The 26,736-nt window shown below is 65.5% G+C and carries 14 protein-coding genes and 1 pseudogene; 9 read left to right on the top strand and 6 right to left on the bottom strand.

All coding sequences use genetic code 11. From position 1 onward, the window contains the following. Positions 1-428: 428 nt before the first annotated feature. On the bottom strand, positions 429-1,508 hold the full coding sequence (locus QM806_RS07890) for an IS110 family RNA-guided transposase (protein ID WP_283290957.1): 1,080 nt from the start codon (positions 1,506-1,508) through the stop codon (positions 429-431). 186 nt (positions 1,509-1,694) lie between these two features. Here QM806_RS07890 and QM806_RS07885 point away from each other — a divergent pair, with 186 nt between their 5' ends. The 5 genes from QM806_RS07885 (at position 1,695) to QM806_RS07865 (ending at position 7,965) form a co-directional block, all read left to right on the top strand. Further along, entirely contained in the window at positions 1,695-3,230 is a 1,536-nt protein-coding gene (locus QM806_RS07885; RefSeq protein WP_120659553.1) for an APC family permease, read from the top strand. 86 nt (positions 3,231-3,316) lie between these two features. Then, on the top strand, positions 3,317-3,778 hold the full coding sequence (locus QM806_RS07880; protein ID WP_005264039.1) for an Lrp/AsnC family transcriptional regulator: 462 nt from the start codon (positions 3,317-3,319) through the stop codon (positions 3,776-3,778). Then, positions 3,775-5,160 carry an aspartate aminotransferase family protein gene (locus QM806_RS07875; RefSeq protein ID WP_283290954.1) on the top strand — a complete coding sequence of 462 codons (1,386 nt, stop codon included), beginning with the start codon at positions 3,775-3,777 and terminating at the stop codon, positions 5,158-5,160. The genes QM806_RS07880 and QM806_RS07875 overlap by 4 nt, the downstream gene beginning before the upstream one ends. Further along, positions 5,157-6,650, top strand: a complete 1,494-nt coding sequence (locus QM806_RS07870; protein WP_054245802.1) for a gamma-aminobutyraldehyde dehydrogenase — start codon at positions 5,157-5,159, stop codon at positions 6,648-6,650. Before QM806_RS07875 ends, QM806_RS07870 begins: the two co-directional genes overlap by 4 nt. 124 nt (positions 6,651-6,774) lie before the next feature. Next, entirely contained in the window at positions 6,775-7,965 is a 1,191-nt protein-coding gene (locus QM806_RS07865; protein ID WP_265147111.1) for a TerC family protein, read from the top strand. Between the two features lie 78 nt (positions 7,966-8,043). On the opposite strand, the gene QM806_RS07860 is transcribed toward QM806_RS07865, so the two are convergent. Further along, positions 8,044-8,487 carry an SPW repeat protein gene (locus QM806_RS07860; protein ID WP_011597573.1) on the bottom strand — a complete coding sequence of 148 codons (444 nt, stop codon included), beginning with the start codon at positions 8,485-8,487 and terminating at the stop codon, positions 8,044-8,046. 375 nt (positions 8,488-8,862) lie between these two features. On the opposite strand from QM806_RS07860, the gene QM806_RS07855 reads away from it, so the two are divergent. Beyond that, positions 8,863-9,174 carry a hypothetical protein gene (locus QM806_RS07855; protein ID WP_283290950.1) on the top strand — a complete coding sequence of 104 codons (312 nt, stop codon included), beginning with the start codon at positions 8,863-8,865 and terminating at the stop codon, positions 9,172-9,174. Positions 9,175-9,180: 6 nt separating this feature from the next. Here QM806_RS07855 and QM806_RS07850 read toward each other — a convergent pair whose 3' ends face one another. Next, positions 9,181-19,965 carry a non-ribosomal peptide synthetase gene (locus QM806_RS07850; protein ID WP_283290949.1) on the bottom strand — a complete coding sequence of 3,595 codons (10,785 nt, stop codon included), beginning with the start codon at positions 19,963-19,965 and terminating at the stop codon, positions 9,181-9,183. A 412-nt stretch (positions 19,966-20,377) separates the two neighbouring features. On the opposite strand from QM806_RS07850, the gene QM806_RS07845 reads away from it, so the two are divergent. From QM806_RS07845 to QM806_RS07835, 3 genes are read left to right on the top strand one after another with little or no spacing between them, the layout of a single operon-like run. After that, positions 20,378-22,210, top strand: a complete 1,833-nt coding sequence (locus tag QM806_RS07845; RefSeq protein ID WP_283290947.1) for a DUF4012 domain-containing protein — start codon at positions 20,378-20,380, stop codon at positions 22,208-22,210. Positions 22,211-22,261: 51 nt separating this feature from the next. After that, positions 22,262-23,227, top strand: coding sequence for a glycosyltransferase family 2 protein (locus QM806_RS07840; RefSeq protein WP_283290945.1), 966 nt, complete (start codon positions 22,262-22,264; stop codon positions 23,225-23,227). Next, positions 23,224-24,339: a polysaccharide pyruvyl transferase family protein gene (locus QM806_RS07835; protein ID WP_283290943.1), complete on the top strand. Its 1,116-nt coding sequence runs from the start codon at positions 23,224-23,226 to the stop codon at positions 24,337-24,339. The genes QM806_RS07840 and QM806_RS07835 overlap by 4 nt, the downstream gene beginning before the upstream one ends. Here QM806_RS07835 and QM806_RS07830 read toward each other — a convergent pair. From QM806_RS07830 to QM806_RS07820, 3 genes and pseudogenes are all read right to left on the bottom strand, one after another. Continuing rightward, a complete protein-coding gene (locus QM806_RS07830) occupies positions 24,324-25,607 on the bottom strand; it encodes a lipopolysaccharide biosynthesis protein (protein WP_283290941.1) in 1,284 nt (427 codons plus the stop codon). The two genes, QM806_RS07835 and QM806_RS07830, sit on opposite strands and share 16 nt — an antisense overlap. A 17-nt stretch (positions 25,608-25,624) precedes the next feature. Further along, positions 25,625-26,338 (bottom strand): Coenzyme F420 hydrogenase/dehydrogenase, beta subunit C-terminal domain, encoded by a 714-nt coding sequence (locus QM806_RS07825; protein WP_283290986.1) that lies wholly within the window; start codon positions 26,336-26,338, stop codon positions 25,625-25,627. A gap of 12 nt (positions 26,339-26,350) precedes the next feature. Then, positions 26,351-26,701, bottom strand: a pseudogene (locus tag QM806_RS07820) (coenzyme F420 hydrogenase/dehydrogenase beta subunit N-terminal domain-containing protein); the annotation flags it as partial. Positions 26,702-26,736: the final 35 nt, after the last annotated feature.

Here is a 26,736-nt window from a genome sequence, read left to right as displayed (position 1 = left end):
AAGGACGCAGGGCGAGGCGGCGTCCAGGACCGTCGTCGTGGGCGCCGCCTCTGTTGGTCCGGTCGATCTGGGGTGGTGGCGAGCGTGTCGGTTTCGACGCGTGGTCAACTCTGATATTCGCGGGTTGGGTACCGCAGGACGGTTATTCGGCTGGAGTGGATCGCTCGTCTAATGTCGAGCGTGATCCCAACTTACAGTTGAGGATTGCTCAATAGGTTGCGCGCGGATCACTCCCAGGCGCTGCCGTCACCACCGGATGATTCGTCCGGACGTTGTGGGGGTTCCCGTTCCCGATCCTTGCCTCACCGGTCGTCGGCGACGAGGGGACAAGGTGGAGTCCCCGCAGCGTAGCGAGGAGAACCGACCTTGCCGCCCGACGAGGTGACGACCACACTCGCAACCAGGATGCGGAACGGGGGACCCGGCTTTCAGGGATCGAGCACGGCCAGCGACCAACACCAGCCGGCGAGTTCGCGGGCGATCGCGGTATTCGCCAGTGCGGGGCGTTTGTCACGGGCGTCGAACCCGGCCCAGCGGGCGTGCAGGCGCTGATTTGCTTGCTGTCCGCGAGCCCGGGCCGCAGGACTGGCATGGTCCCAACGGCGCCGCAGATCCGCTCCGGGACGATACCTGGGTCGGTGGTGCCAGGCGGCCTCGACCAGCAGCCGCCGAGCGTGACCGTTGCCGGTCTTGGTGATCGATCCCTGCGAGCGCGACGTGCCCGAGGAGTGTTCGGTGGGCACCAGCCCGAGGTAGGCGCCGATCGAGCGTCCGGTCAGGCGCTGCCAATCACCGATCTCCACGGCCAGCCCGAACGCGGTCAGCGTGGACACCCCGCGCAGGCAGCCGAGCCGAGTCACGACCGGGGTGTAGTCGCTGTCGGTGGCCATCACCGCGATCGCCACATCCAGCCGATCTCGCCGATCCACCGCCGCGAGCATGGTGTCATAGGCGGTCTCGTACGCCAGCTGCAGACCGGGTGCGTCGAAGTGCTGGGCACGCAGCCAGGTGTCATGCACCTTCGTCCACGCGTGGCCACCGTAGTAGACGATCCCTTGCCGCAGAAGTAGTTTCGACACCCGATGCCGGGCCGACATCAGATCCCCACGACAGTCCTCCCGGGCACGCACCAGATCACGGGCCGCCTCCTGCTCGACGCTCGGCACCGCCACCTCGACAATCTGCCCGAGGTGCAGCAGACGAGCCAAATGTCGCGCGTCGCGCGCGTCCGTTTTGACCCGATCTCCGGGCGGGCGCTGCAGCTTCGACGGTGCGGCCACCAGGCACTCGATGCCCGCCGCGGTCAGTGATCGAGCCAGCCCGAAGCCGGTCGGCCCGGCCTCGTAGGTCACCGCCACCGGAGTCGGTAGGGACCTGCTCCAGCCCACGATTTCGCCGTGATCCGGTGTCAATCTTCGCTCGAACAGCTCACCGGTCTGCCCGTCGAGGCCGCAGGCGACCACCGATCGTGCGTGCACATCCAATCCAATGCTCGTACGCTGATTCATCGCTGGGGCCTCCCACATCTTGTGGCTCTACCGGCCAGGACCCGTTTCCTGTCGGCAACCCACGTTCACATGTGCGTGGGGCCCTAGCCCAGCCCCTCATATCGTCTAACCGAGAAAACCACTACACCCCTGTACTACACCTGCACGGGCACGCCTGCCCGCACCGCACACCTCGAGGGAGAATTGATGAGCATTGCCGAACCTCCACCCTTGAAGACCCAGCCCTCGAAGACCCAGAACCCGCTCGGCTCCGCGAAGGGCCTCAACAGCGGCGCACTGGGATTGATCGGCAACACGGTGATCGGGCTGTCGTCGGTCGCGCCCGCCTACAGCCTCGCCGCGACGCTGGGATACGTCGTTCTGGCCGTCGGCGACAAGGCACCGTCGATGTTCCTCGTCGCGTTCATCCCGATGTTGCTCACGGCGTTCGCCTACCGCGAGCTCAATCGGGACACCCCGGACTGCGGGACCTCGTTCACCTGGGGTACCAAGGCGTTCGGTCCGTGGATCGGGTGGATGGCGGGGTGGGGACTCGCCGTGTCCGCAATCATCGTCCTCGCCAACACCGCGGAGATTGCGGCGATCTACCTGTTCGAGGTTCTCGGGTTGCACGCGGCAGCCGAGTCGCTCGCCGCGAAGGTTCTGCTGGGGTGCTTCTTCATCGCCGCCATGACCTACGTCAGCTTTCGCGGCATCCTCATCAGCGAACGGCTGCAGAATGTCCTGATCGCCGTCCAGTTCACCGTCCTCATCGGGGTCAGCATCATCGCACTGTCGAAGGTGTTCGGCGGCACTGCCGGCCCGCAGGCGATCACGCCGAAACTCGACTGGATCATTCCCACCGGCGTCTCGATGTCCAGTGCCGCACAGGCCATCATCCTGTGCATCTTCATCTACTGGGGGTGGGATGCCTGCCTGGCAGTCGGTGAGGAAACAAAGGATTCCGAGCGGACCCCCGGCCGCGCCGCGGTCTTGACCACGGTCATTCTCGTCGCCACGTACGTCCTCGTCGGATACGCGGTCCAGTCGTTCGCCGGGTTCGGCGACACCGGCATCGGCCTGAACAATCCCGAAAACGTCGACGACGTCCTGACCACCCTGGGCGGGCCCGTCGCCGGACCGGTCGCCGCCTCGCTGCTGCTGCTGACCGTCTCGATCTCCGCGCTCTCCTCGACCCAGACCACCATCCTGCCGACGGCCCGCGGAACATTGTCGATGGCGGTCTACGAGGCACTGCCGCGAAAATTCTCCACCGTGCACCCCCGATACATGACCCCCGGTTTCGGAACCCTGGTCATGGGAGCGTCGGCGCTCCTGTTCTACCTGGTCCTGTCGTTCGCGAGCGCCAACGCCCTGCAGGATTCGGTGGCGTCGCTCGGACTCGCGGTCGCCTTCTACTACGGCATCACCGCCTACGCGTGCGTCTGGTACTTCCGTCGGACACTCCTCGACTCGGCCCGGAATCTGTTCATGCGCGGCATCTTTCCGCTGCTCGGTGCCCTCTGCATGACGTGGGCTTTCGTTCAGAGCGCCGTCGACATGCTGCGTCCCGACTACGGATTCACCGCGTTCGGTCCGTTCGGGGGCGTGTTCGTTCTCGGCGTCGGAATGCTGGTGGTCGGAATCCCCCTGATGTTGCTGTGTTTCGCGACCGGCTCCCGGGACTTCTTCCGCGGACGCACCCTCACCGCCGACACCGAAGTGAAGGTGCCCGAGTCGTGAGTGCCGACGTCACCGGGAAGAGGCGATAGTTTCCGAAATGTCCGAGCCGATTGTCTTCGACACCACGAGCAAGGGAGGATTCGAGCATGTCTGAGCAGCCTGCCTCTCTCGATCCCGTGTCCAAGCAGATTATCGAGCAACTTCAGGAGGATGGACGGCGGTCGTACTCGGCCATCGGCAAGGTCGTCGGATTGTCGGAAGCGGCTGTACGCCAACGCGTGCAGAAGCTGATCGACACCGGCGTCACGCAGATCGTCGCGGTCACCGACCCCGTTCAAGTGGGATTCTCACGTCAGGCCATGGTCGGAATCCGCTGCTCCGGGGATGTCACCGACATCGCCGCCCGGCTCGCCGACGTCGACGCCATCGACTACGTCGTGTTGACGGCAGGCGCGTACGACATTCTGGCCGAGATCGTATGCGAGAACGACGACCACCTCCTGACCGTGCTCAACAAAGAAATTCGCACTATTCCCGGTGTGCTCGGCACCGAGACGATGGTGTACCTGAAACTTGTCAAACAGCAATATGATTGGGGAACCCGATGACCACGGTTACCACCTCTTCGCCCACGACGCCGCAACTCGAAGCGGCAGCCCGCCGCCACCTGTGGGGGCATTTCTCCCGGCACGGGCAGAACATCACCCCGCCGATCATCACCCGCGGTGAGGGTGCCCGGATCTGGGACGCGGCCGGCAAGAGCTACCTCGACGGGCTGTCCGGGTTGTTCGTGGTTCAGGCCGGTCACGGCCGGACCGAGCTCGCCGAGGCCGCCGCCAAGCAGGCCGAACAGCTCGCGTTCTTCCCGCTCTGGTCCTACGCCACCCCACCGGCGATCGAACTCGCCGAACGCCTCGCCGGCTACGCCCCCGGCGATCTGAACCGGGTCTTCTTCACCACCGGCGGCGGCGAGGCCGTCGAAAGCGCCTGGAAACTGGCCAAGCAGTACTTCAAGAAGGTCGGCAAACCCGGCAAGCACAAGGTGATCTCCCGCTCCATCGCCTACCACGGCACCCCGCAGGGCGCCCTCGCCATCACCGGCATCCCCGCCCTGAAGGCCCCGTTCGAACCGCTCACCCCCGGCGCGTTCCGGGTCCCCAACACCAACATCTACCGGGCCCCCGAACCCCTCGGCTCGGACCCGAAGGCGTTCGGGATCTGGGCCGCCGACCGGATCGCCGAGGCCATCGAATTCGAGGGCCCGGACACCGTCGCCGCCGTCTTCCTCGAACCGGTGCAGAACGCCGGCGGCTGCTTCCCGCCCCCGCCCGGCTACTTCGAGCGGGTCAGGCAGATCTGCGACGAGTACGACGTGCTGCTGGTCTCGGACGAGGTGATCTGCGCGTTCGGCCGGATCGGGTCGATGTTCGCGTGCGACGACTTCGGGTACGTCCCCGACATCATCACCTGCGCCAAGGGCCTCACGTCCGGGTACTCCCCGATCGGGGCGATGATCGCCTCGGACCGATTGTTCGAACCGTTCGCCGACGGGACGTCGATGTTCGCGCACGGCTACACCTTCGGCGGGCACCCCGTCTCGGCGGCGGTGGCATTGGCGAACCTGGACATCTTCGAACGCGAGGGCCTCAACGCCCACGTCGCCGAGCAGGCGCCGGCGTTCCGGGCCACCCTCGACAAGCTCACCGATCTGCCGATGGTCGGGGACGTGCGCGGCGAGGGCTTCTTCTACGGCATCGAACTGGTCAAGGACAAAACCACGAAGGAGTCGTTCACCGACGACGAGGCCGAACGGATCCTGCACGGGTTCCTCTCCACCGCCCTGTTCGACGCCGGCCTGTACTGCCGGGCCGACGACCGCGGCGACCCGGTCATCCAACTCGCCCCGCCCCTGATCTGCGGACAGACCGAATTCGACGAAATCGAACACATCCTCCGCAGCGTCCTCACCGAAGCCTGGACCCTGCTGTGAACCACCAGGACCTTCCCGGGCTGTACGTCGGCGGCCGCTACCGGGACGGCCGGGCGGCCGAACGGTACGAGGTGCTCGATCCGGCCACGGGCGAGGTGATCTCCTCCCGCACCGAAGCATCGGTGGACGACGTCGACGACGCGGTCGCCACCGCGAAGACCGCCTACGCGGACTGGTCGACGACGAGCCCGGGCGAGCGTTCCGCCGTCCTGACTCGATGGGCTGCCGAGCTCACGGAGATGTCCGACGACATCGCACGCACCGAAACCCGGCAGACGGGCAAACCGATCAAACTCTCGACCGAGTTCGACGTTCCCGGGTCGATCGACAACGTGTCGTTCTTCGCCGGCGCGGCCCGCAATCTGGAGGGCAAGGCGTCGGGCGAGTACTCCCCCGACCACACGTCCAGCATCCGCCGCGAACCGGTCGGGGTGATCGGCTCGATCGCGCCGTGGAACTATCCGCTGCAGATGGCCGCGTGGAAGGTCCTGCCCGCGGTGGCCGCGGGCAACACCATCGTGCTCAAACCGGCGGAGATCACTCCCCTGACGTCGCTGCTGTTCGCGGAGGCCGCGTCCCGAGCCGGAATGCCGGACGGCGTCGTCAACGTGATCACCGGCCGCGGCGTGACGACGGGGTCGTCGCTGGTGTCGCATCGGGACGTGAGCATGGTGAGTTTCACCGGATCGACGCCCGTGGGACGGCAGATCGCGGCCGCCGCGGCGGGCAAGCGACTTCATCTGGAACTGGGCGGGAAGGCCCCCTTCGTGGTGTTCGACGACGCCGATCTCGAGGCGGCGATCAACGGAGCCGTCGCCGGTGCCCTCATCAACTCGGGCCAGGACTGCACCGCGGCCACCCGCGCCTACGTGCAGCGTCCGCTGTACGACGACTTCGTCGCCGGGGTGGCCTCACTCATGGATACCGTCCGCCTGGGCGACCCGTCCGATCCCGAGACCGACATGGGGCCGTTGGTGTCGCGGCGACAGCAGCAGCACGTCGCCGGATTCATCGATCGCGCCCGCGACACCGGGGCGAAGATCGTCCGCGGCGGATCCGTCCCCGGGGGCGACCTCGCATCCGGCTTCTACTACGAGCCGACGCTCGTCGTGGGTGCCGACCAGTCGAGTGAGATCGTGCAGCGGGAGATCTTCGGCCCGGTTCTCGTCGTCCTGCCGTTCGACAACGATCCGGACGGAATCGCGCTCGCCAACGACACCGACTTCGGGCTGGCGGCGTCCGCGTGGACACGGGACCTGTACCGGGCTCAAACCGCCTCCCGCGACATCGCCGCGGGCTGCGTGTGGATCAACGACCACATCCCGATCATCAGCGAGATGCCCCACGGCGGGTACAAGGCGTCCGGTTACGGCAAGGACATGTCGACGTACTCGCTCGACGAATACACCAACGTCAAGCACGTCATGTCCGACATCACCGGAACCGCCAGGAAGGACTGGCACCGGACGGTGTTCGGCGACCGAGGATAAGCCCGATCGCCGGGGCGGCAGCGCGTGTGCCGTCCCGGCGACCGCGGCGGTTCTGCCGAGTCCCGCCCTGTGCGCGACTACGCTGACGAACAGGCGCGTTCGCTTCAGCTGAAAGGCAGAGACGATGCATGTGACTCCGTTCGCCTGGATTGTGACGATCATCGTGATCGTCGCGCTGCTCGCGTTCGACTACTTCTTCCACGTCCGCCACGCGCACATCCCGACGCTGAGGGAAGCGGCGATCTGGTCGTCGATCTACGTCGGACTCGCGGTGCTCTTCGGAGTCGCGGTCCTGATCTTCGGCGGCGTCGACATGGGCTCGGAGTACTTCGCCGGCTACGTCACGGAGAAGGCGCTGTCCGTCGACAACCTCTTCGTCTTCCTCATCATCATGTCCAGCTTCCGGGTGCCGCGCGAAGACCAGCAGAAGGTCCTGCTGTTCGGCATCGTGTTCTCGATCTTCGCCCGGACCGCGTTCATCTTCCTCGGTGCCGCGCTGATCAACTCGTTCGCGTGGGTGTTCTACTTCTTCGGCCTGATCCTGCTGATCACCGCCGGCAACATGCTGCGACCCGAGACCGAGGATTCGCATTCGGCCGACAACTTCATCATCCGGATCGCGAAGAAGTTCATGCACACCACCGAGCACTACGACGGCGACAAACTCTTCACCATCGAGAACGGCAAGCGGGCGATGACGCCCATGCTGCTGGTGATGGTTGCGATCGGCGGCACCGACATCCTGTTCGCGCTCGACTCCATTCCCGCGATCTTCGGCCTCACCCAGAACGTCTTCGTCGTCTTCACGGCCACCGTGTTCTCGCTGATGGGTCTGCGGCAGCTGTACTTCCTGCTCGACGGTCTCCTCGACCGCCTCATCTACCTGTCGTACGGACTGTCCGCGATCCTCGCGTTCATCGGGGTCAAGCTGATCCTGCATGCGCTGCACGAGAACAACCTGCCGTTCGTCAACGACGGCGAACCGGTGAACGTCATCGAGATCAGCACGTTCGCGTCGCTGGCCGTCATCATCGGCATCCTCGTCATCACCGTGATCGCGTCGCTCACCAGCAAGCGGGGCAGGGCACAATCCGCCATCGCCGGTGCCCGGCGGCACGCGATCAACTACCTCGACCTCGACTACACCGCCGACCTGGCCGAGCGCGAACGCATGTATGACAAGTTGCGGGGCGAGGAGGAACAGCTCAAGAAGCTCGACCCGAAGTTCAAGAAGATGGTCCGCGAGGAAACCGCACTCATGGACCTCATCAAGCGCGCCCACCAGGAGCACGACGCGTTTCTCAAACAGAATTAGACGAACAACGAAGCGCCCACCGAATCGGCGGGCGCTCCTGTGACTCGTGCCCCATCCCCATGAAGGCACGCGCCGCGACTACCTCCTCCTCATCCGCATTCCGCCGTCCGCCATGCCCATGGCGGTGATACCGAGACCCAGCAGACAGACGACGATGCCGCAGATCACGTTCGACCAGATCATTCCCGCCGTGGTGGTAACTCCGACGACCAGCCACGGGCTGACGATCATCCACAGACCCAGCAGCGGCGCGACGAACGCCATGCCGTGCGTGCGTGAGTAGGCCGACGTGAAACCGACGGCAAGCAGTGCCACCGCAACACCCGACAACAGATTGCACATCGCCAGGCCCGACTGGCTCGCGAACCCGACAATCCACGGCGACGCCGCCATGTAGAGGCCCGCCATGAACATCAGGCCCTCGGTGACCTGCGTCATCGGCTGTTCCGAGACTCGGTCGTAGCGAGCCCGCAACTCGGCGATATCAGGGTGTCTCTCGATCGACATACCTGGTGTCGTCATCACCCACCTCCTTGAAAAAGAGAACCAATCCCTACCGAAGGGGGTGCCCCGAACTTGGCAGGGCAAACCAGCGATAACCAGGTAATTTTTGCGAATTTGTGCTACCGACCAGTCCCCTCGGACCGCGGCGCCCTTGGGCAAGCGTCCAGGGGCGGGCATACTCGAATTGTGTGGTGGATTGCCTGGGTCGCGCTCGTGTGGGTAGCACTGTCGGTGCCGCTCGCGATCCTCATCGGGAGAGCGATACGGCAGAAAGACCTGCGCGAACTACCCGCCAGGGAAGACACGACAAGAAAGAACGACCCGCCCGACCGAACGGTTGCGTGACCGCGCCCCAGCGCGCGCAGTCCCGGCGCAGCTTGGAAGGATAGCGGGATGGCGCTGCCCTTCTATCCACTCGTGTTCATGAATCTGTTGTTTGCGGCGACCACACTGTGCCTTGCACGCCCCTCCCGCCTGTCCGCCGCAGCCACCGTCGCTGCCGCGGTTCTATGGCTGTTCGGCAACGGACCGCTCGAGGGTCAAGTCCTCTGGGAGTTCGACGCCACGCACGGGCTCACGGTGTCCGACCTGCTGTCCGTTGCGGCCGTCGCCATCGCCGCGTGGACGTTCCCGACTACCGAGGACCGACCGTGGGCTCGGCGAACCGGGCGACGCCGCCGAACGCCGTTCCGAATTCGGTACTGAGCGGGCTCAGCGTCTCGAGGACGCCCCGACCACCCTCAACACCGCAGCTGACGTCATGTGCCAATGCGTACTGTCGACGATCCGGTTTCGGACAGCGCCCGCCACGTAGGGCTCCCAGCTCGCTGCCGCCGCCGATCCCGTCGGATCGTCCCGTCCGGCAGTGAAGAACGCGACATCACCGCGAAAGACACCCGGGGTGTGGTGATCGAGCAGCGCGCAGTTGTGTGCGGCACCCTCGATCAGCCTGTGGAGTTGGTCGCGGCTGAGAACGGCCGTGGGGCCGCCCGTCGCAGCCAGTAGGTCCACCGCCGATTCGGGTGTCATGTCCGCAACGGCCGCAGGCACGTCCGCATCGACGCCGATTCCCGAGAGCAGGTCGCTCACACTCACCGGCATCTCCGTGTCCCTCGGGTCCGGTTGATGCGCGTAACTGTCGAGCATCACGACGGTCGCCACCTCGTGACCCGCAGCTTGCAGTTGCACTGCGACTGCATGCGCGAGGACGCCGCCGAGCGACCAGCCCAGAAGTTCGTACGGACCGCGAGGCTGGATCCGGCGGATCTCCCCCACGTACCTCGCCGCGAAATCGTCGATCGATGCCGGCAGCGGGTCCTCGCCGTTGATCGCCGGCGACTGGAGGCCGTAAATCGGCCGATCGGGATCGATCCTGGACGTCAAACCCGTGTAGCACCAGGCGAGACCCACGATCGGGTGGAAGCAGAACAGTGGGCGCCCCTCCCCCGCGGTCCTGATGGGGAAGACCACGTCGAGCGCCCCGTCACGTTGTCGATCGGCCGAACTCAGCCGTTCCGCTATCGAACTCGGGGTCGGATCCGTCATCACCATCTGCAGTGGAACCACAACGCCGATGGACGCCTCGAGGGCACTCACCACGCGCACCGCCATCAGGGAGTTTCCGCCCAGCTCGAAGAAATTGTCGTCCGCACCCACCGTCTCGAGACCGAGCAGCTCCGCGAAGGCGATTGCCACCGCAACCTCGATGTCCGTCACCGGGGCGCGGAACGGCCGTGGTTCGAACCGCGGCTTCGGAAGTGCACGCCTGTCGAGCTTCCCCGCCGACCCCAGGGGCAGTTCGTCCAGGATCATGATCTGCGACGGCACCATGTACGCGGGTAACCGTTCTCGCGCAGACGCCGCCAATTCACGAGTGTCGATCCGCTGACCCTGTTCGGCCACGACGTAACCGACGAGGTGGTCACCGCCACGCTCGTCCGAGACCAGCGCCACGGCGGCCTGGGACACCCGCACCGCCGCCTCCAGCACCGACTCGATCTCCCGCAGTTCGATGCGCAAGCCGCGCAGCTTGACCTGGAGGTCCGTTCGGCCCAGGTACACCAGCTGACCGGTTCGGGTCCACTTCACGAGATCGCCTGTGCGGTACAGGCGTTCTCCCCGCCGACCGAAGGGATCGGCCACGAATCGTTCCGCAGTGAGCTCGCTCCGTCCCACATACCCGCGGGCCAATTGGTCGCCGCCGAGATAGAGTTCGCCGGCGACACCCACCGGAACCGGATTCAGCCGTGCGTCCAGCACGTACGCCTGGGTGTTCCACACCGGCGCACCGATCGGCACTCGCGCATCCACGGATTCGCCCAGCCTGAACGCTGTCGCGCTGATCGCCGCCTCGGTGGGACCATACGTATTGTGGAACGCGCCCGGACGGAGTGCGATCACGTCCTCCGCGAGTTCGGACGACACCTCCTCGCCGCCCACATGGAGGTGTCGTAGCGAGGACAGGGTCTCCCCCTCACCCATTGCGAGGAACGCGGCCAGTACCGACGGCACGAAATGCATCATGGTGATCCGCTGCTCGCGGATGACTGCCGCCAGATAGTCGAGGTCGCGATGCCCGCCGGGCCGCGTGACCACCAGTTGGGCTCCCACACTCAGGGGCAGGAAGATCTCCCACACCGAGACATCGAACGTGTACGGAGCCTTGAGCACTCCGCGGTCGTCGGCGGTGACCTCGTACCCCTCGGCGAGCCAGCGCAGCTGATTCACGATCGCGGCGTGGCTGACGGCCACGCCCTTGGGTCGTCCCGTCGATCCCGACGTGAACAGCACATAGGCCGTGTTCTGCGGCCGCAGCGGGCCCACCCGCTCGGCGTCGCAGATCGGCCGCGAACTGAACCCGGACAGATCGACGGTGTCGATGTCGACGTGCGCGATACCGGCGGGCAAGGACGCGCGGGTCCACGAAGTGGTCAACACCAGTTCCGCCGCCGCGGAGCCCAGCACGTCCTCGACACGCTCTGCCGGGTGGTCGGGGTCGAGAGGCACGTACCCACCGCCGGCCCGGAGGACCGCGCACATTCCGACGATCATGTCCGGTGAGCGCTCGAACGCAAGCGCGACAAGGGATTCCGGTCCTACCCCGCGCTCGAGGAGCAGCCTCGCCAGGCGGTTGACACGCGCGTTCAGCTCGCCGTATGTCAACGAATCGCCCTCGAAGACGACGGCAACGGCATCGGCGGTGTCGGCCACCTGAGCATCGAGAAGATCGACCAGCGTCGATGCGCGCAGCTCCACGTCCGTCGAATTCCACGTATTCAGCATCTGGACCGTCTCGTCGTCCGTCAGCAAGGACAGATCGCGGACCTGATGACCCGGTTGCGTTGCGAAGGCCTCGGCGACGCGCACCACACCCCGGACGAACCGATCCGCCGTTTCCGAATCGAACAGCTCGGTGGAGTACGTGAGCGTCCCGGCGACACCGGCAGGGTCACCGTTCTCGTCGTAACTGTCCGAGAGCGAGAAGTCGAGGTCGAACTTGGTGACATGCGCGTCGATCTCGAGCGGCGCAATGGTCAGTCCCGGCAGTTCCAGCTTCGCCTCGGCCTGATTCTGAAACGCGAGCATGACCTGAAACAGCGACGAATACGATTGCGAACGAACCGGGTTCAGAATCTCGACCAGCCGCTCGAACGGAACCTCCGCGTGGGCCATCGCCCCGAGATCGGTCTCCCGGACCTGGTCCAGCACGTCGAGGAGGGAGGCGTCGGGATCCACCGCGGTACGCAGCACCAGCGTGTTGACGAACATTCCGACCACGTCGTCGAGCACCCGCTCACCGCGGCCCGCGACCGGAGTGCCGATCACGATGTCCGAGGTGCCCGTCACGCGCGCCAGCAACACCGCCAGAGCAGCATGCATCACCATGAACAGGGTCGTATTGTGTTGTTGTGCAACATCGCCGAGACGTCGATGCGTGTCGGCCCCGATGGTCACGGGCACCACGGCACCCCGATGGGTGCGTGCCGCGGGTCGGGGGCGATCGGTCGGTAGCTCGAGGAACTCGGGAATACCCGCGAGTGTGCGCGTCCAGTAGGCGAACTGCTTCGCGGCCGGCGACTCCGGATCACCTTCATCGCCCAGCACCTCGCGCTGCCACAGCGCGAAATCGGCATACTGAACCGCGAGCGGTGTCCACCCGGGACGGTCGCCCCTCGCCCGCGCCAGGTACGCCGCCGCCACATCCCGCGCCAGCGGTGCCATGGAGAAGCCGTCCGCACTGATGTGGTGGACCACCACGACCAGGATCAGTTCGTTGTCGCTCACCCGCAGGAGCCGCCCACGGATCGGGACCGATGCCGAGACGTCGAATCCCCGTGCGACGACCGAGAGTACGTGGGCGTCCACGGCATCTGCTGTCACGACTGTCGGCGACAAATCCAATTCCACAGTTTCAGCGGGCACCACGATCTGCACCGGCTCGCCGTCGTGTTCGGGGAACACCGTCCGGAGAGATTCGTGCCGTTCCAGCACGTCGCGCACCGCCTGTTGCAGTGCGGGCACGTTCAGGTCTCCGGTCAACCGCACGGCCAGGGGGATGTTGTAGGCCGGGGAAGCGGGGTCGAAGCGGCTCAGGAACCACATCCGCTGCTGCGCCGGCGACAGGGGAACACGTTCCGGTCGAGGCCGCCGCGACAGGACCGGCCGGTTACCCGTGCCCAGCACCGAAGACACCTGCTCGGCCAGTGCCTCCACCGTCGACGCCTCGAACAGCATCCGGACCGGCACGTGCGCATTCAACGCCTCCCCCAATCGGGCGGCCGCCTGCGTCGCGATCAGCGAGTTACCGCCCAGTGCGAAGAATTCGTCGTCGAGCCCGACCTGCTCCACTGCGAGCACCTCGGCGAAGACGGCGACGACCGCCTCCTGCACCGCCGACACCGGTGCCCGGAAGACCCTCGACTCGAGTACCGGCGCCGGCAACGCCTTCACGTCGATCTTGCCCGACGGGTTGAGAGGAAACGCGTCGAGCACCACGACCGCGGCAGGCACCAGGTACGACGGCAACATGTCTTCGAGTCTCTTGCGCAACAACTCCACATCGAGAGAACCGCGGGGCACGACATACGACACCAACGCGTCGGCGCCGGCCGCGTTGGGCCGGGCCACCGTGATCGCACCGTCGACGTCGGCGACCCGGGTGATCACCGCGTCGACCTCCCCCGGTTCGATGCGGACGCCACGAATCTTCACCTGCCGGTCCACTCGCGCGATGAACTGCAGATTGTCGTCGGCACGGCGATGCACGAGGTCGCCGGTCCGGTACATCCGAGTACCGCCCGCACCCGCGACGAAACGCACCGAGGTTCGCCCCGGATCACCGACGTACCCGCGAGCCAGTCCGGACCCGGATAGATACAGCTCGCCGATCGCACCCACGGGAACCGGGCGCAATCGGTCGTCGAGCACCCGACCGGTGGTGCCGGGAATCGGTCCGCCGATGGTCACGTGGTCGTCGACCGCGGCGAGGGTGGCGACGACGGTCGACTCCGTCGGCCCGTACGCATTGAGCATTCGCCGGCCGTCGCTCCATGCCGCGGCGAGGTCGGGATGCAGAGCCTCACCGCCGACCGCGACGACTTCGATGTGCTCGAGCCCGTCCGTGTTCAAGGACGCCAGCACCGCCGGCGTCGACAGATAATGGCTCACCTGATGCTCGACGAGCACACGATGCAAATCCGGTCCCGCATACACCTCGGCGGGGGCGACCACCAGGCAGGCACCTGAACCGAACGCGAGCAGCGCCTCGAGGAGCGCGGCGTCGAAGGTGGGGTTGTAGGCGTGGAGCACCCGTGAGGCCGACGTGACCCGGTACCGACGCACCGCTTCCTCGGTCAGCGAGGACACACCGCGGTGCGGCACCATCACCCCCTTGGGCGTGCCAGTGGAACCCGACGTGTAGATGACGTACGCCACCTCGTCCGGATGCACCGGAACATGCACCGGAGCAACATCTTTCAGACAGTCACCCGCGGTGACCGGCAGCCACGCGATCCGCGAACCGCCCACCGACATCGCCCCGACCCCGACACACACGTCGGCCTCGGTCAGCACCCGTTCCAGACGCTCCGCCGGATGTGTCGGATCCACCGGGACGAAGGCCGCACCGGTCTTGGTGATGGCCCACAGCGCAATCATGAAATCCACCGACCGCGGCAGGGCGAGCGCGATCACGCGGCCCGGACGGGCACCTGCGTCGATCAGGACACGCGCCAGCGAATCGGACCGCGCATCGAGGTCACGGTAGGTGAGAGTCACGGCACCGTCGGAGAGCGCCTGTGCATTCGGGAAGGCGCGGGCAGTGCCGGTCAGAATCCCGGAAAGGGTTCTCGGTTCCGACGGTTCGCCGCCGTCGAGGACTGCGCCGGCAGCGAGGCCGATGCTGCCGACGTCGATCTCGGGGCGGTCGGTGACGACGGCCAGCACGTCCACGAACAACTCGGCCAGCGATCGAACGGTCGCGGTGTCGAACAGCGACGGCGTATAGGTGACGACACCGTCCACTCCCACCGGATCGTGATCCGACCAGCGCTCCGAGTACGTGAACGCCAGATCGAACGGCGTCGGCGTGGTGCGCTTCTCCGAGGTCGGCGCGAGCACGAGCGACACCTGCGGTCGCTCGCCGCCGAGCAGGTCGGCGAGCGCCTCGAACGGCACGTCCGCGTCCTGGAAAGCCGCGACATCGAAGCTCCGGACCTGCTCGAGGACCTCGAGAAACGACATGGAGGGGGTGACGCGGGCCCGCAACGCCACCGTCTTGGCTCGATCTCCCGCCAGCCCGGCATTGCCACCGATGACGATGTCGCGGTGAACACCGATGCGTGCGAGCAGGATCGCGAGAGTCGCCCGTAAGACCGTGAACAGCGTCACGCCCTGTTCGCGCGCCAACCGCAGGGCGGCCTCGTGGCGATCGGAGCCGATCGCGAACTCGTGCACGCAGTCCGAGCGGGAGGCAGCTCCCCCGACTCTCCGGTCGGTCGGCACCGGCGACGACGAACCGACGCCGCGCAACGCCCGCTGCCACCGTGCGAGGCTGCTGTCTCCGGATGTCCTCGGTAGCCGCTCCAGTTGCCCGTCGAGATACCGCCCTCGGTCCCCGGTTCGGTACATCCGTACTCCCCCGGCTCCCTCCGTGCTCTCGGGCACGAACGGGTCGGCCACGAACCTTTCGGCAGTACCCCGGGGCCGACGGTGAAATCCTCGGGCAACCTGCTGCCCTCCCACATACAGTTCCCCGACCGTGCCGGGCGGGACGGGCCGCAACGCCCGGTCCAGCACGTAGATGCGGGACCCGGCATCCAGGTAGGTGGGTTCTGCAGGCTCGCGCTCTGTTCGGTCGTGCCCCACCGTCCCGCCGTCGACGAGCGGCCCCCAGATGTCCGCCACCACACCGGCGCAGTCGTTGCCCGACCGTGCCAGCACATTCGCGTGGGTCACCGCGACCGGTTCCGAGCCCACGGGGCAGAGCACATAGGCAACGCGGTCCGGATGAATCGGTTCCGACTCCCACGCCGTGACGTCGTTGTCGCCGGCGCTGTTCATCTCGACGTCGTCGAGCAGCACGGTCGGGTATCCGCCGTGAGGAATCGCTCCGGCGTCAGCCCGACTGAGGAGCAGCAGCGTCGGCACCACGTCGGCCAGCATGTACCGGATGCGTTCGGTGGGATGGTCGAGGCTCAGCGGGAGGCAGGTCGCGCCTGCCCGCATGACGGCAATATGCGCAACCACCCGGTCGGCCGGGTTCGACAGTCCGACAGCGACAATGGTCGAATCTTCGATTCCGGACGCCGTCAGCGCCCGCGCCAGACGGTCGGAGCGACGGTCGACCTCGGCATAGGAGAGCACCTCCCCACCGCAGCTGACGGCGACGGCGCCCGGGCGGTCGGCAACTCGCTGCAGGAACACCTCGGACAACGACGTGTCGTGGTCCGCCGATTCCGTCATCCCTCCGACGGCTCTGGCGCGCTCGTCCGGCGTCAGCAGGTCGATCGAGCTCAGCGCAACACCGGGGTTCTCGGCCACCACCACGAAGAGCCGGTGCAGCCGCCACGTCCAGCGCTCCACCGTCTCCCGCTCGAAACGATGTGCCGCGTAACGTAATACGCCCTCGACCCCGCCGCCTTCTCCGCCGACTCGATCACGCAGCGATACCACCAGGTCCAGACCGTCGAACTCCCGCTCCGTCTCCGCTTCCACCGACAGCATCACCTGGAAGAGCGGGTGCCGTCCCGGCGAAAGCTCTTGCCCGACAGCATCGACCACGTGCGCGAACGGAACCGCGCCGTGTGCGCGTGCGGCCTGCTCGACGCGACGGGTTTCGACCAGGAACTTCTCGAACGTCAGAGGTGGATCCGGCCTGCTGCGCAGCACCAGGGGCTCGGAATCGTGGTCGCCCCGTCCGTCGGCGCAGTCCGACAGGACCGCTCCGATGGCGAGGTCGTCCTCACCGCTAACGACGGACAACAACACCGCCACGGCCGCGTGAACGACCGTGAAGAGCGAGACCTCGTGCCGGGCCGCCAGGTGGTGCACATCCCGGCTCAGGGCGGGATCCAGGGCGAACGGAACCACACCGGTGAGCGCCCCGGAGTTCAGCGAGACCTCGTGGTCCATCGGCAACGGCAGGGAACTCGGCATACCCCTGAGCTGCTGTGCCCAGTAGCGCAATTCGCGTTCGTACGGCGCAGGAATCGGCAACGCGGATCGATCGACCTTGCCGCTCGGTGTGAGCGGCACCGCATCGAGAACTGTGACCGTCGAGGGCACCATGTACGCCGGCAGCCGCTCGGCCACACCGGCGAAAACGTCGTCGGGATCCAGGCCGGCGCCGTGAACGTAACCGTCCACCACCAACTCGCCGTTCCGGTCGTGTGCCACGGCGATCGCCGTGTCAACACCAGGATGCCGACCGAGGACCGCGGTGATCTCGCCCAGTTCGACCCGGAATCCGCGGATCTTCACCTGATCGTCGGCCCGGTCCACGAATTCCAACTCGTGGTCCTCAGTCCACCGGACGAGATCGCCCGTCCGATACATGCGTCGCAGATCGGTCGCGAACGGATTGGCGACGAAACGAGTCGCGCTCGCACCCGGCCGCTCCAGGTATCCGCGGCCCACCCCCGGACCGGACAGGTACAACTCGCCCACCACTCCGGCCGGCACCGGCTGCAGGAACCGGTCCAACACCACGGCCGACACACCTTCGATCGGTCGCCCGATCGTGGTGCGGGAACCAGGGACCAGCGCTTCGGTGGCCGTGGCCCACACGGTGACTTCCGTCGGCCCGTACAGGTTCAACACGGTGCGGCCCACGCCCCAGCGCGCCACCAGTTCCGGCGGGCAGACCTCACCGGCGACGGCGAGTACCTCCAGGTCGGCCAATCCAGCCGGATCCATCTGCGCCGGGACCGCCGGTGTCGTGGTCCAGTGGGTGATCCGCTCACGCCGCAGCAGGTCGGCGAGCGCCTTCCCCCCGCGCACCGGCGGCGGCGCGATCACCAGCGTCGCACCCGCTGTGACTGCGACCAGCAACTCGTGAATCGAGGCGTCATAGGAGGGCGACGCGCACATCAGCACCCGCGAGCGGGAATCTGCCGCGTAGAGACGACGCAGTGCGGCGGCGTGATTCGCAAGTCCCCGATGGGGCATGGTGATACCGCGTGGCGCCCCGACCGAGCCGGACGTGTAGATGACATAGGCCGCGTTGTCCAGCCTGATCGGGTGTGCCAGTTCCGCATCGGCTATAGGCGCGCTGTTCCCCGGCGCATCGGCGACATCCACCCACTCGACACCAGGAGGCACCACCTCCGGTTCCGTTGCGACAGCGATGGTGACGCCTGATTCGTCGATCATGTGCGCGATGCGTTCGGCCGGATAGTCCGGGTCCACCGGAACGAACGCCGCACCGCATCGCGCGACGGCCCACACCGCGACCACCTGTTCGATCGAGCGGGGCAGCATCAACGCAACGCGGTTTCCGACGCCTACGCCCTGCGCAAGCAGTCTGCGCGCGAGCCGATTCGATCGCTCGTGCAGAGCGCGGTAGGTCATCTCGACATCGCCACAGCGGACGGCAACCGTGTCGGAATCCGCTGTCTTGTCGAACATGTCCGGAAGGGTGAGCGGAGATACCGAGGGGGGACCGGTGAGAGGCACAAGCGTCTCGAGTTCGTCGTCGGTGAGCAATGGCAGGCTGCCGACCGCTGCCTCGGCATCCGCGCCGACGAATCCGCCCAGATACTCCAGAAATCTCTCGTGGTGTCCCGCAAGTTCGTCTCGTTCGTACACCGCCGGGTTGCCCTCGAAGTCCACGCGGACGTTCTGGCCGGCGGCACCCGGATAGATCGCCACCGCGAGGTCGTCGACCGGGCCGGCGGTGAGAACATTCAGTTCACCGAGTACCTCACCCCACCACGTCTCGGTGTGGAACATCATGATGTTGACCATCGGCCCGAAGCCGCGGCCGACGCGGGAGGTCGACCGCATGTCGTGGAGGATGTCTTCGTACCGGAAACGTTGATGTCGCAGCGCACCGGTCAGTTCCAGTTGGACACGGCGCACCAGGTCGTGTGTAGTCCCGTGCGCATCCACCGCGATCCGGAGCGGAACGATGTTGGCCACACTGCCACCCGAACGGCGCGCGCCCGCGGTGGTGCGGGCTGACACCGGGAGACTCAGCACGACATCCGAATTGCCCGTCATCCGTGCGAGAAATGCGGCGAACGCCGCGACCACGATCGGTACCTCGAACGAATTCCAGTCGCGAGCGAGTGCTTCCAGCTCGTCGACGACAGCGGGATCCATCACCTTGCCGGCGAGCAACGACACTGCCGACGGGGCGCTCTGCCGGTCGGTCAACCGGGAAGGCTCGGGCAGGTCCGCTGTGCGTTCGGCCCAGTACTCTCGGTCGATCTCGAACCGGCGGGACTGCGGGTACGCATCCTCGGCCTCGTACAGTTCGCGTAGTGGCAGCGCCTTCGACGCGGGAGCCTCCGTGCGCGCGACTGCGTGCGTGTAAAGCTCGGCCACCCGATTCATCAGCACCATGGCGCCGTAGCCGTCGAGGATCAGGTGGTGCGCGAAGGTGGTGAGAAAGTAGTGGTCACGGCCGACGTGCAGCAGTGTCGCGGAAATCAACCGGTCCCGATACACCGACATGGGGCGGCGCCGCCGCTCGTCCATCCACCGGTGCGCCTCGGCCACAGGATCTTCACGGGACCGGAGGTCGACGTAGGCGAGTTCGTCGTCGATCGTCTCGTCGGCCAACTGGTACGGCTCACCCGCGTAGTCGACGATCCGTACCCCGGGTGACTCGATATCGAACGAGCCCTGCTCGGACGCCCACTTCAACGCTCCGACGTCCACAGGCCCACGGAGTTCGACGTACTGCGCGACGAGTATGGGGACGTTCGGTTCCAACTGCTGCGCAAACCACAGCCCCTTTTGGGCATGCGAGAGCGGGAAGGCACGTGAATCCACTTCACCTGCAGTCTTGCGCGGAAACCCCGAGCCCACTATCTGTCCCCCGATCTACAACTTTGACGAACTGCCCGGACGGGGCCGTATACGTATGGGTGTTGCAGAGGAAATCGTTACGGTGACCCTACTCGCAGTCCCAACTCGTTCGCAGCGCTCGTCCGGCGGGTGCCCGCGCCACCACCGAACAGGAACATGCCTGCGCTTACCCTTACTCTTTGTTGACCGGAACAGACACGGACAGAGGAGGATACGACAGGTGGCGCAGGTCTACTAACTTCGCAGAAAACGGGAATGCAACAGCAGAAGCCGGCGCGGTGACATAAGCCGCAGTAGTCCTGTGCATTCCTCCCGCGACTAGCAGTTCAGCTACGCGACCAAAAACCTCATCCTCGATAGCTAGGAGCAGACCTGAATGGACGCGAAGTCGCCCAACAACTCCCACAGCGACGGTTCGATACCCGCTGGGGCGCCGACGGCGCCGCGTCGGTGGACCGTTCGACGGCGCGTACTCACCGGTGTGGGCATAGCCGCTGTCGTGGTCGTCGCATGGTTCGGCTTCTCGGCCTGGCAGGTCCAGCACAACCTCACCGCCGCGCGGGACAACGCGCAGCTCGCGAAGAATTCACTGCTCGACGGGGACACGGAGGGCGCCCAGCGAGCGGCGGCCGAAGCCCGGGAACGGGCCGAGGGCGCACAGGACAACCTGCACTCGGTCCCCTGGAGTTCGCTGGCAGCCGTTCCCGGCCTAGGAGCCCCGTTCGAATCGGCACAGCAGATGTCCGACGTCGTGGTCGGGCTCACTCGTGACGTTCTCACACCCGCGGTCGACGTCGGCGTCGCGTTGTCACCCCGCGATCTGATCGGCGAAGGCGGCAGCGTGCAACTCCAGCCGCTGCGCGACGCGGCCCCGGCACTGCAGGAGACGTCAATTGCGGCGCGGAACCTGGCGACCCAGGCGCAGGGCATTCGAGGCGCGGGATACCTCGGCCTGGTGGACGATGCGCGGTCCGAACTACAGAATCAGACCGACGACGTGGCGAAACTACTGGAGAACACGACGATCGGCGCCAAAGTGCTTCCGGCGATGCTCGGCCTCGACGGACCTCGGAGCTACTTCCTCGCGTTTCAGACCAACGCGGAAGCACGCGCCACCGGCGGACTCGTCGGCGGCTACAGCGTCATCCGCGCCAGCGACGGAAAACTGGGCATCGAGAAACTCGGCAAGAACACCGAAGTGTCCTACGACAAGCGGCCACTCGATCTCGGCCCCGATTACAAGAGCATGTACGGCAACTACAATCCCTCGGTCGACATCCGAAACAGCAACCTGAGCTCCCACTTCCCGTACGCGGGCCGGATCTGGCAGTCGATGTGGGCGCAGGAGTCGGGTGAGCAGGTGGACGGAGCAATCGCGACGGATCCTGTGGCACTGAGCTACGTCCTGGCCGCCGTCGGCCCGGTCACCCTGCCCGATGGGGAGGTTGTCGATGCCGGCAACGTCGTCGAACTCACCGAGTCCACCGCCTACACCCGATTCATCACCGACGAGGCCAATTACCACGCCGAGAACGCCGACCGCAAGGAATACCTGCAGACCATCGCCGGGAAAGTCGTCGAGAAGATGACCGGCAAGATCGAATCACCCCAGCGACTTCTCGATGCGGTCGGGAGGGCCGCCGGAGAGCGGCGCATCGCAGTGTGGAGTGCGCATCCGGAAGAGCAGGCGATTCTCGCCGACACCACGCTGGGATACACGGTGCCCCAGGATCCCGCCCCGTACGCCGGCGTCGTGATCAACAACAACGGCGGCAACAAGCTGGACTACTACCTCGACCGCGAGATCGACTACACCGCCGGCGACTGCACAGGTGATACCCGTACGACCGCCGTCACCGTGCGGCTGACCAACAACACCCCGGACACCAACTTTCCGCGCATCGTCGCAGGAACCTTCAAGGACAAGCCCCTGCCATATGGCACCAACGTCGCCATGGTGTCGTTGCTGTCGACCAACGGTGCAACCCTGACGAAGGCAAGCATCGACGGCAAGCAGTCGTTCGCCATCCAGGGAAAGGAACTGGGTCACCCGGTCTTCACGGTCCCCGTCACCATCCCGAAGGGTGCCACCGTCGAGTTGCGGTACGAACTGAACGAACCCACCGCACCGGGTGAGGCGCGGGTGCCGGTCCAGCCGCTCGTCGATGATCCGAAAGTGACCGTCAATGCGCCAGTGTGCGATGGATGATCCTTTCGTTCGCCGGTTACGCACTACCCGCGCACCAATCGAAGGAACGTGATGAGCGAGTCGCAGATTTCCGTGATCATAGTGACCTACAACAGCGAAGCCGTCATCGGCGATTGCGTTCGCCCACTGTCCCGACAGGACGGAATCGAACTCATCGTGCTGGACAACGCATCCGCGGATCGCACACTGGCGGTTCTCGCTGAGGTAGCGCCGGACGCAGTCGTAGTTCGGAACGAGGAGAACGTGGGTTTCGCCCGAGGTGTCAACCGTGCGGCACGCCATGCACGGGGGCGAGCGATACTGCTGCTCAATCCCGATGCACGCATCTCCCCTCGAGACGTACTCGCTCTGGCGACAATCTTCGACGAGTCGCCAAGTGTCGGGATCGTCGCACCGACACTCAGTCATCCGGCCGGACGCCTTCAGATCCGCGAAGGTGGCAGGGAACCCAACGTCGTCAGCGTGTTCAACCACTTCTCGGGCCTTTCACGACTGTCGCACAGACATCCTCATTTCGAAGGTCTTTATCTCCTCCATGCCCACGATTTCGCAACGCGCGAGCTGGATTGGGTATCCGGGGCCTGCATGATGGTCCGCAAGCAGACATGGGACGAATTGGGCGGACTCACCGAAAGATGGTTCATGTATGCGGAGGACCTGGAGTTCTGTCTTCGCACACGGCAACACGGCATGCGGATCATCATGAGTGCCGAACAATCGGGAACCCACGTTGTCGGAGGCAGTACAGGCTCCAACGTATCGAAAAGGCCGAATCCTGCATGGGTGATCAATCTCTACGACTTGTACAAGTGGAAGATGGCCCAGAATCGTGTGCAGAGTGTGGTGTGGAAGGCCTCCGTCGCCGCTGGCCTACTGTCGAGGTCGGTGGCGTTCTACGTGAAATCGCTCGGCTCACCGGAACGGTCAGTGCTGTGGCGGTCCGAGTCGCACAGGTTCCTCTGGTACACCCGCTCACTTCTCGCGCAATCCAGCAGAATCGATGAGGTCACGGCATGACCGGTCCGAATCCGCGAATCCTCGTGCTCTGGGCCGATCGGGAGTCGACGAATCTCGGCCTTCGCGCTCTGGCGGAGGGAACAGAGTCGATAGTCGAACGGAGATGGCCGAACGCCGAATTGACCTTCCACACCCAGGACAGTGACGACACCCCACTCAGCAAGCGAAGCGTGCTCCGGGACGTCTTCCGCTCACGCGGACCGATCAAGCGGGAACTCTCCCGATACGATGCGATTCTGGACACCGGCGCCGGCGACAGCTTCACGGACATCTACGGGCTTCGACGCCTCGTCTTGATGGCTTATGTACAGCGCGTCGCCGCACAGTTGCGAGTGCCGACCATTCTCATGCCCCAGACGATCGGCCCTTTCGACAGCAGGCTCGGGCGGATCATCGCGACGAGATCCCTCCAACGGGCCACCAGCGTGTTCGCCCGCGATCCAGTCAGTCTCGAGTATGCGAAACAGCTGGGAAGGCAGTCGACGTCCGAGTCGACAGACCTGGTGTTCGCGCTGCCGCGTACAGAACACACCGGCGGTATCGAGCGGGACGTGGTGATCAACGTCTCCGGGCTTCTCTGGCACGAAAATCCGCACGTCGACTACGCAAGCTATCGTCGATCCGTCACAGCCCTGATCGATGGGCTGCTCCAACGCAATCGCAGTGTCAGTCTCCTTGCACACGTCCTCGATTCGACTGTGACAGATAACGATGTACCGGCAGTCCGAGAACTCGGAAGGTACTTCGGAGACTCGGTCGAGATCCTCGTTCCGGACTCCCTGACATCGGTTCGCGGCATTCTCGCCACGGCCGACGTGGTCGTCGGTGCGCGCATGCACGCTTGCCTCAACTCGCTGTCCGTGGGTACGCCGGCGATTCCCTGGGCGTACTCGCGCAAGTTCGCACCGCTGATGGATGCGCTGGGGTGGAACCTGCACGTCGATCTGAGAACGACAACGGATCCAGCTCGCGAGACCCTCATGCTCATCGACTCGACGGACTTCACCGTGGCACGCGACCGGGTGCTGCAACTCCTTGTCGGGACCGATTCGAGGATGGACGAACTCGGAGCCGCCCTCGGCGACATTGGTGTCGGTCAGACAGCGCTGTGATCGATGTGGCCCTTGGTCACGACAGTGAAGGCTTGACGGAGGTCACCGGCGTGAAACAGCAACGACGTGGCACTCAGTCGGAGGGCACGCACGCTCGCGAGGGTTGTCAACAGCCAGCCCGCAACAGACGCCAGCGCCGCCCCTGCGCCGCCCAGAGTAGGTCCCAGAACGAACATCAATGCGACGCTCAGGCCCAGTCCGACTAGCTGCGCGGCGGTCATGAGGACACCTTTGTCCTGCGCCACAAGCATCTGTGACGCAACATAGTTCACGGTGAGAAGGACTGATCCGCACAGACAGATCAGAGTGATCGAAACCGAACCCCGGAAGCCCTCACCGAAGATGAGAGGAATGAGCAGGGGCGTCGTACATGCCAACACCACGACAGGCACGATAGCGGTCAGGGCGGTGATACGAATCGACAACGCCGACAGACGCATATTCGCCTCCCCTGCCGAGGCAGCGGCATCCCGGAACATTACGGACGTAATCGTGTGCCCCAGGGTCATCGGCAAGCTCGCAACTGTTATCGCGATAGCAAACAATCCCGCATCGTGAGCCCCGATCGCGACCACTGCGATGATCTGAGGAAGCGTATTTGCCGCGGTCTCTGCCGCTTGACTCCCGGAAAACGCAATGCTTTCTCGCGCCAGTGGACGAAGGCGCGATCTCGGTCCACGCGGCGATATACGCGTGAGATACACCCCCATGAGGGTGGACAGAAGTGTGCTCGCAGCCGCACAGACAAGTACCCACGGCAGGGTCAGACTTCCGAGAATCCATCCGAGGGCGACTCCGAATGTAAGTGCAACTGGTTGCGTCGATTGCAGAAGCGCGATAGCGCCGTATCGCCGGCCTCCGATCAACACACTCTGAAAGCAGAGTGTTGCGATGAATCCAACGGAACAACCCATCCCGAGAATGAACGCCCTGGCACTGTCGGGATCGAGTTCAGCGACGACATACCGCTCGATCAGGAAGCCAACCGCAACTGCCACCGGAACCAAGAACGGCAGAACAAGGTATACGGCACGTAGCGTCGCGTCAGGAGCACCTGTCGACGCACGCCGGCGCACGGCAAGCGGTAGCCCCATCCCCAGAACTACCGGCGCGAGAACCATGGCGGCGAAGCAGGCCGAATAGAGGCCCCGCCCTGCGGGCCCCAACTCTCGCGCGATCACCGGAGCAGTGATCAGGGGGGACAGCTGGACGATCAGTCGTGTCACCGCAATGATGCTCGGCGACTGGACAGCCGCCGAGATCTTCATTCGCGCATCGCTACCAGCTACCATCGCCGGGCCCGTCGAAACGTTCCGGCCGCGGCACGCAGGGTTCTGACCGGTGATCGCAACGCCAACCACCACAGGCGGAAGCCACGATACCGGGGCGTCGGGCGTCCCGCGAGCCTGCTTCCCGCCTGACGTCCCAGCAGGGTGGCGCGCCGAACCACCTGGAACGGTTGCACAGCCGCAACATCGTCCGGGTCGACGGCGCGGACCGAGATCACGCCTTCCTGAGCGGCACGCCGGATGACCTCCTCGCCTCGCCTTGTCCGCGCGATCAGAACGCTGAGCCCATCCTGATCGGTGAAGTCGGGGTAACCCTTGGCGTCCGCGCGCCAGAAGTCACCGGCAGAAATATCCGCGCTTTCGCCGACGCCGTCCGGACACAGCTTGCAACGCTGCTGGACCGCCGGCCCGAGATGCTTCCCCCACGAGACGTCATAAGTCGTCCGAACCGAGTTGCCGCGTGCATCCTCCGCGTAGAAGTCGCCTGGCCAGCCATGCCCCCGGTATCGCATTGCCGCCAACTCGGTGCCCTCGTCCACGCCGAGCTCGCGGAGCAGGGAGTCGGTCGCGTGCTGACTGGATACACCCGCGCAGAAGAATGAAAGCAGCAGCGGAGGCTGCTGATCGCGGGACTTCGCAAGCGCTCTCAGCGCGGCTATCTCGCAGGGCTTCCCGACGACCGCTGACCCTGGATTGTCGACGTCGGCCACCGCCGCATTCGCAGTTGGTGCATACCGTGACCCTGCGGCCCGGACAACATCCGATCTGGTCCGGACTGCACTCGATTCGGTCCTCTCAGGACCCGACTCCGCGGCGGCAGCGACAACGACACTGTCGATCTGCCCAGTGGCGAGCAACCATTCGTTCAGGGCCGTGAGGGTGCCACCACTGCTTCCCTTGAATCGGATGTCCTCGTCGAGTGCGTAAGCCTCCCAGATCGACACTATCGGGCCCAGGAAATCGTGACGGGTGGCATCGACTGGACGCTGTGCCTGCACGGAAATGCCGGGACACGACTGGCGGAACTCCGCCAAGGCTGTCGGGTCGGTTTCCGACGAATCGGACGAGCTCATACGCGGACGAACGAACCCGTTGTCTGCGAGTGCCA

Origin of the sequence: Rhodococcus sp. IEGM 1351 (assembly GCF_030056875.1) — a bacterium.
Taxonomy (GTDB): domain Bacteria; phylum Actinomycetota; class Actinomycetes; order Mycobacteriales; family Mycobacteriaceae; genus Rhodococcus_F; species Rhodococcus_F opacus.
Note: the sequence above shows the minus strand (reverse complement) of the source record. Positions and strands in the feature narration are given on the sequence as shown.

Bases quoted from the DNA above. Each gene is read 5' to 3' on its own strand.
- QM806_RS07890 (WP_283290957.1), bottom strand. From the start codon at position 1,508: ATGAATCAGCGTACGAGCATTGGATTGGATGTGCACGCACGATCGGTG.
- QM806_RS07885 (WP_120659553.1), top strand. From the start codon at position 1,695: ATGAGCATTGCCGAACCTCCACCCTTGAAGACCCAGCCCTCGAAGACC.
- QM806_RS07880 (WP_005264039.1), top strand. From the start codon at position 3,317: ATGTCTGAGCAGCCTGCCTCTCTCGATCCCGTGTCCAAGCAGATTATC.
- QM806_RS07875 (WP_283290954.1), top strand. From the start codon at position 3,775: ATGACCACGGTTACCACCTCTTCGCCCACGACGCCGCAACTCGAAGCG.
- QM806_RS07865 (WP_265147111.1), top strand. From the start codon at position 6,775: ATGCATGTGACTCCGTTCGCCTGGATTGTGACGATCATCGTGATCGTC.
- QM806_RS07860 (WP_011597573.1), bottom strand. From the start codon at position 8,487: ATGACGACACCAGGTATGTCGATCGAGAGACACCCTGATATCGCCGAG.
- QM806_RS07855 (WP_283290950.1), top strand. From the start codon at position 8,863: ATGGCGCTGCCCTTCTATCCACTCGTGTTCATGAATCTGTTGTTTGCG.
- QM806_RS07845 (WP_283290947.1), top strand. From the start codon at position 20,378: ATGGACGCGAAGTCGCCCAACAACTCCCACAGCGACGGTTCGATACCC.
- QM806_RS07840 (WP_283290945.1), top strand. From the start codon at position 22,262: ATGAGCGAGTCGCAGATTTCCGTGATCATAGTGACCTACAACAGCGAA.
- QM806_RS07835 (WP_283290943.1), top strand. From the start codon at position 23,224: ATGACCGGTCCGAATCCGCGAATCCTCGTGCTCTGGGCCGATCGGGAG.
- QM806_RS07830 (WP_283290941.1), bottom strand. From the start codon at position 25,607: ATGAAGATCTCGGCGGCTGTCCAGTCGCCGAGCATCATTGCGGTGACA.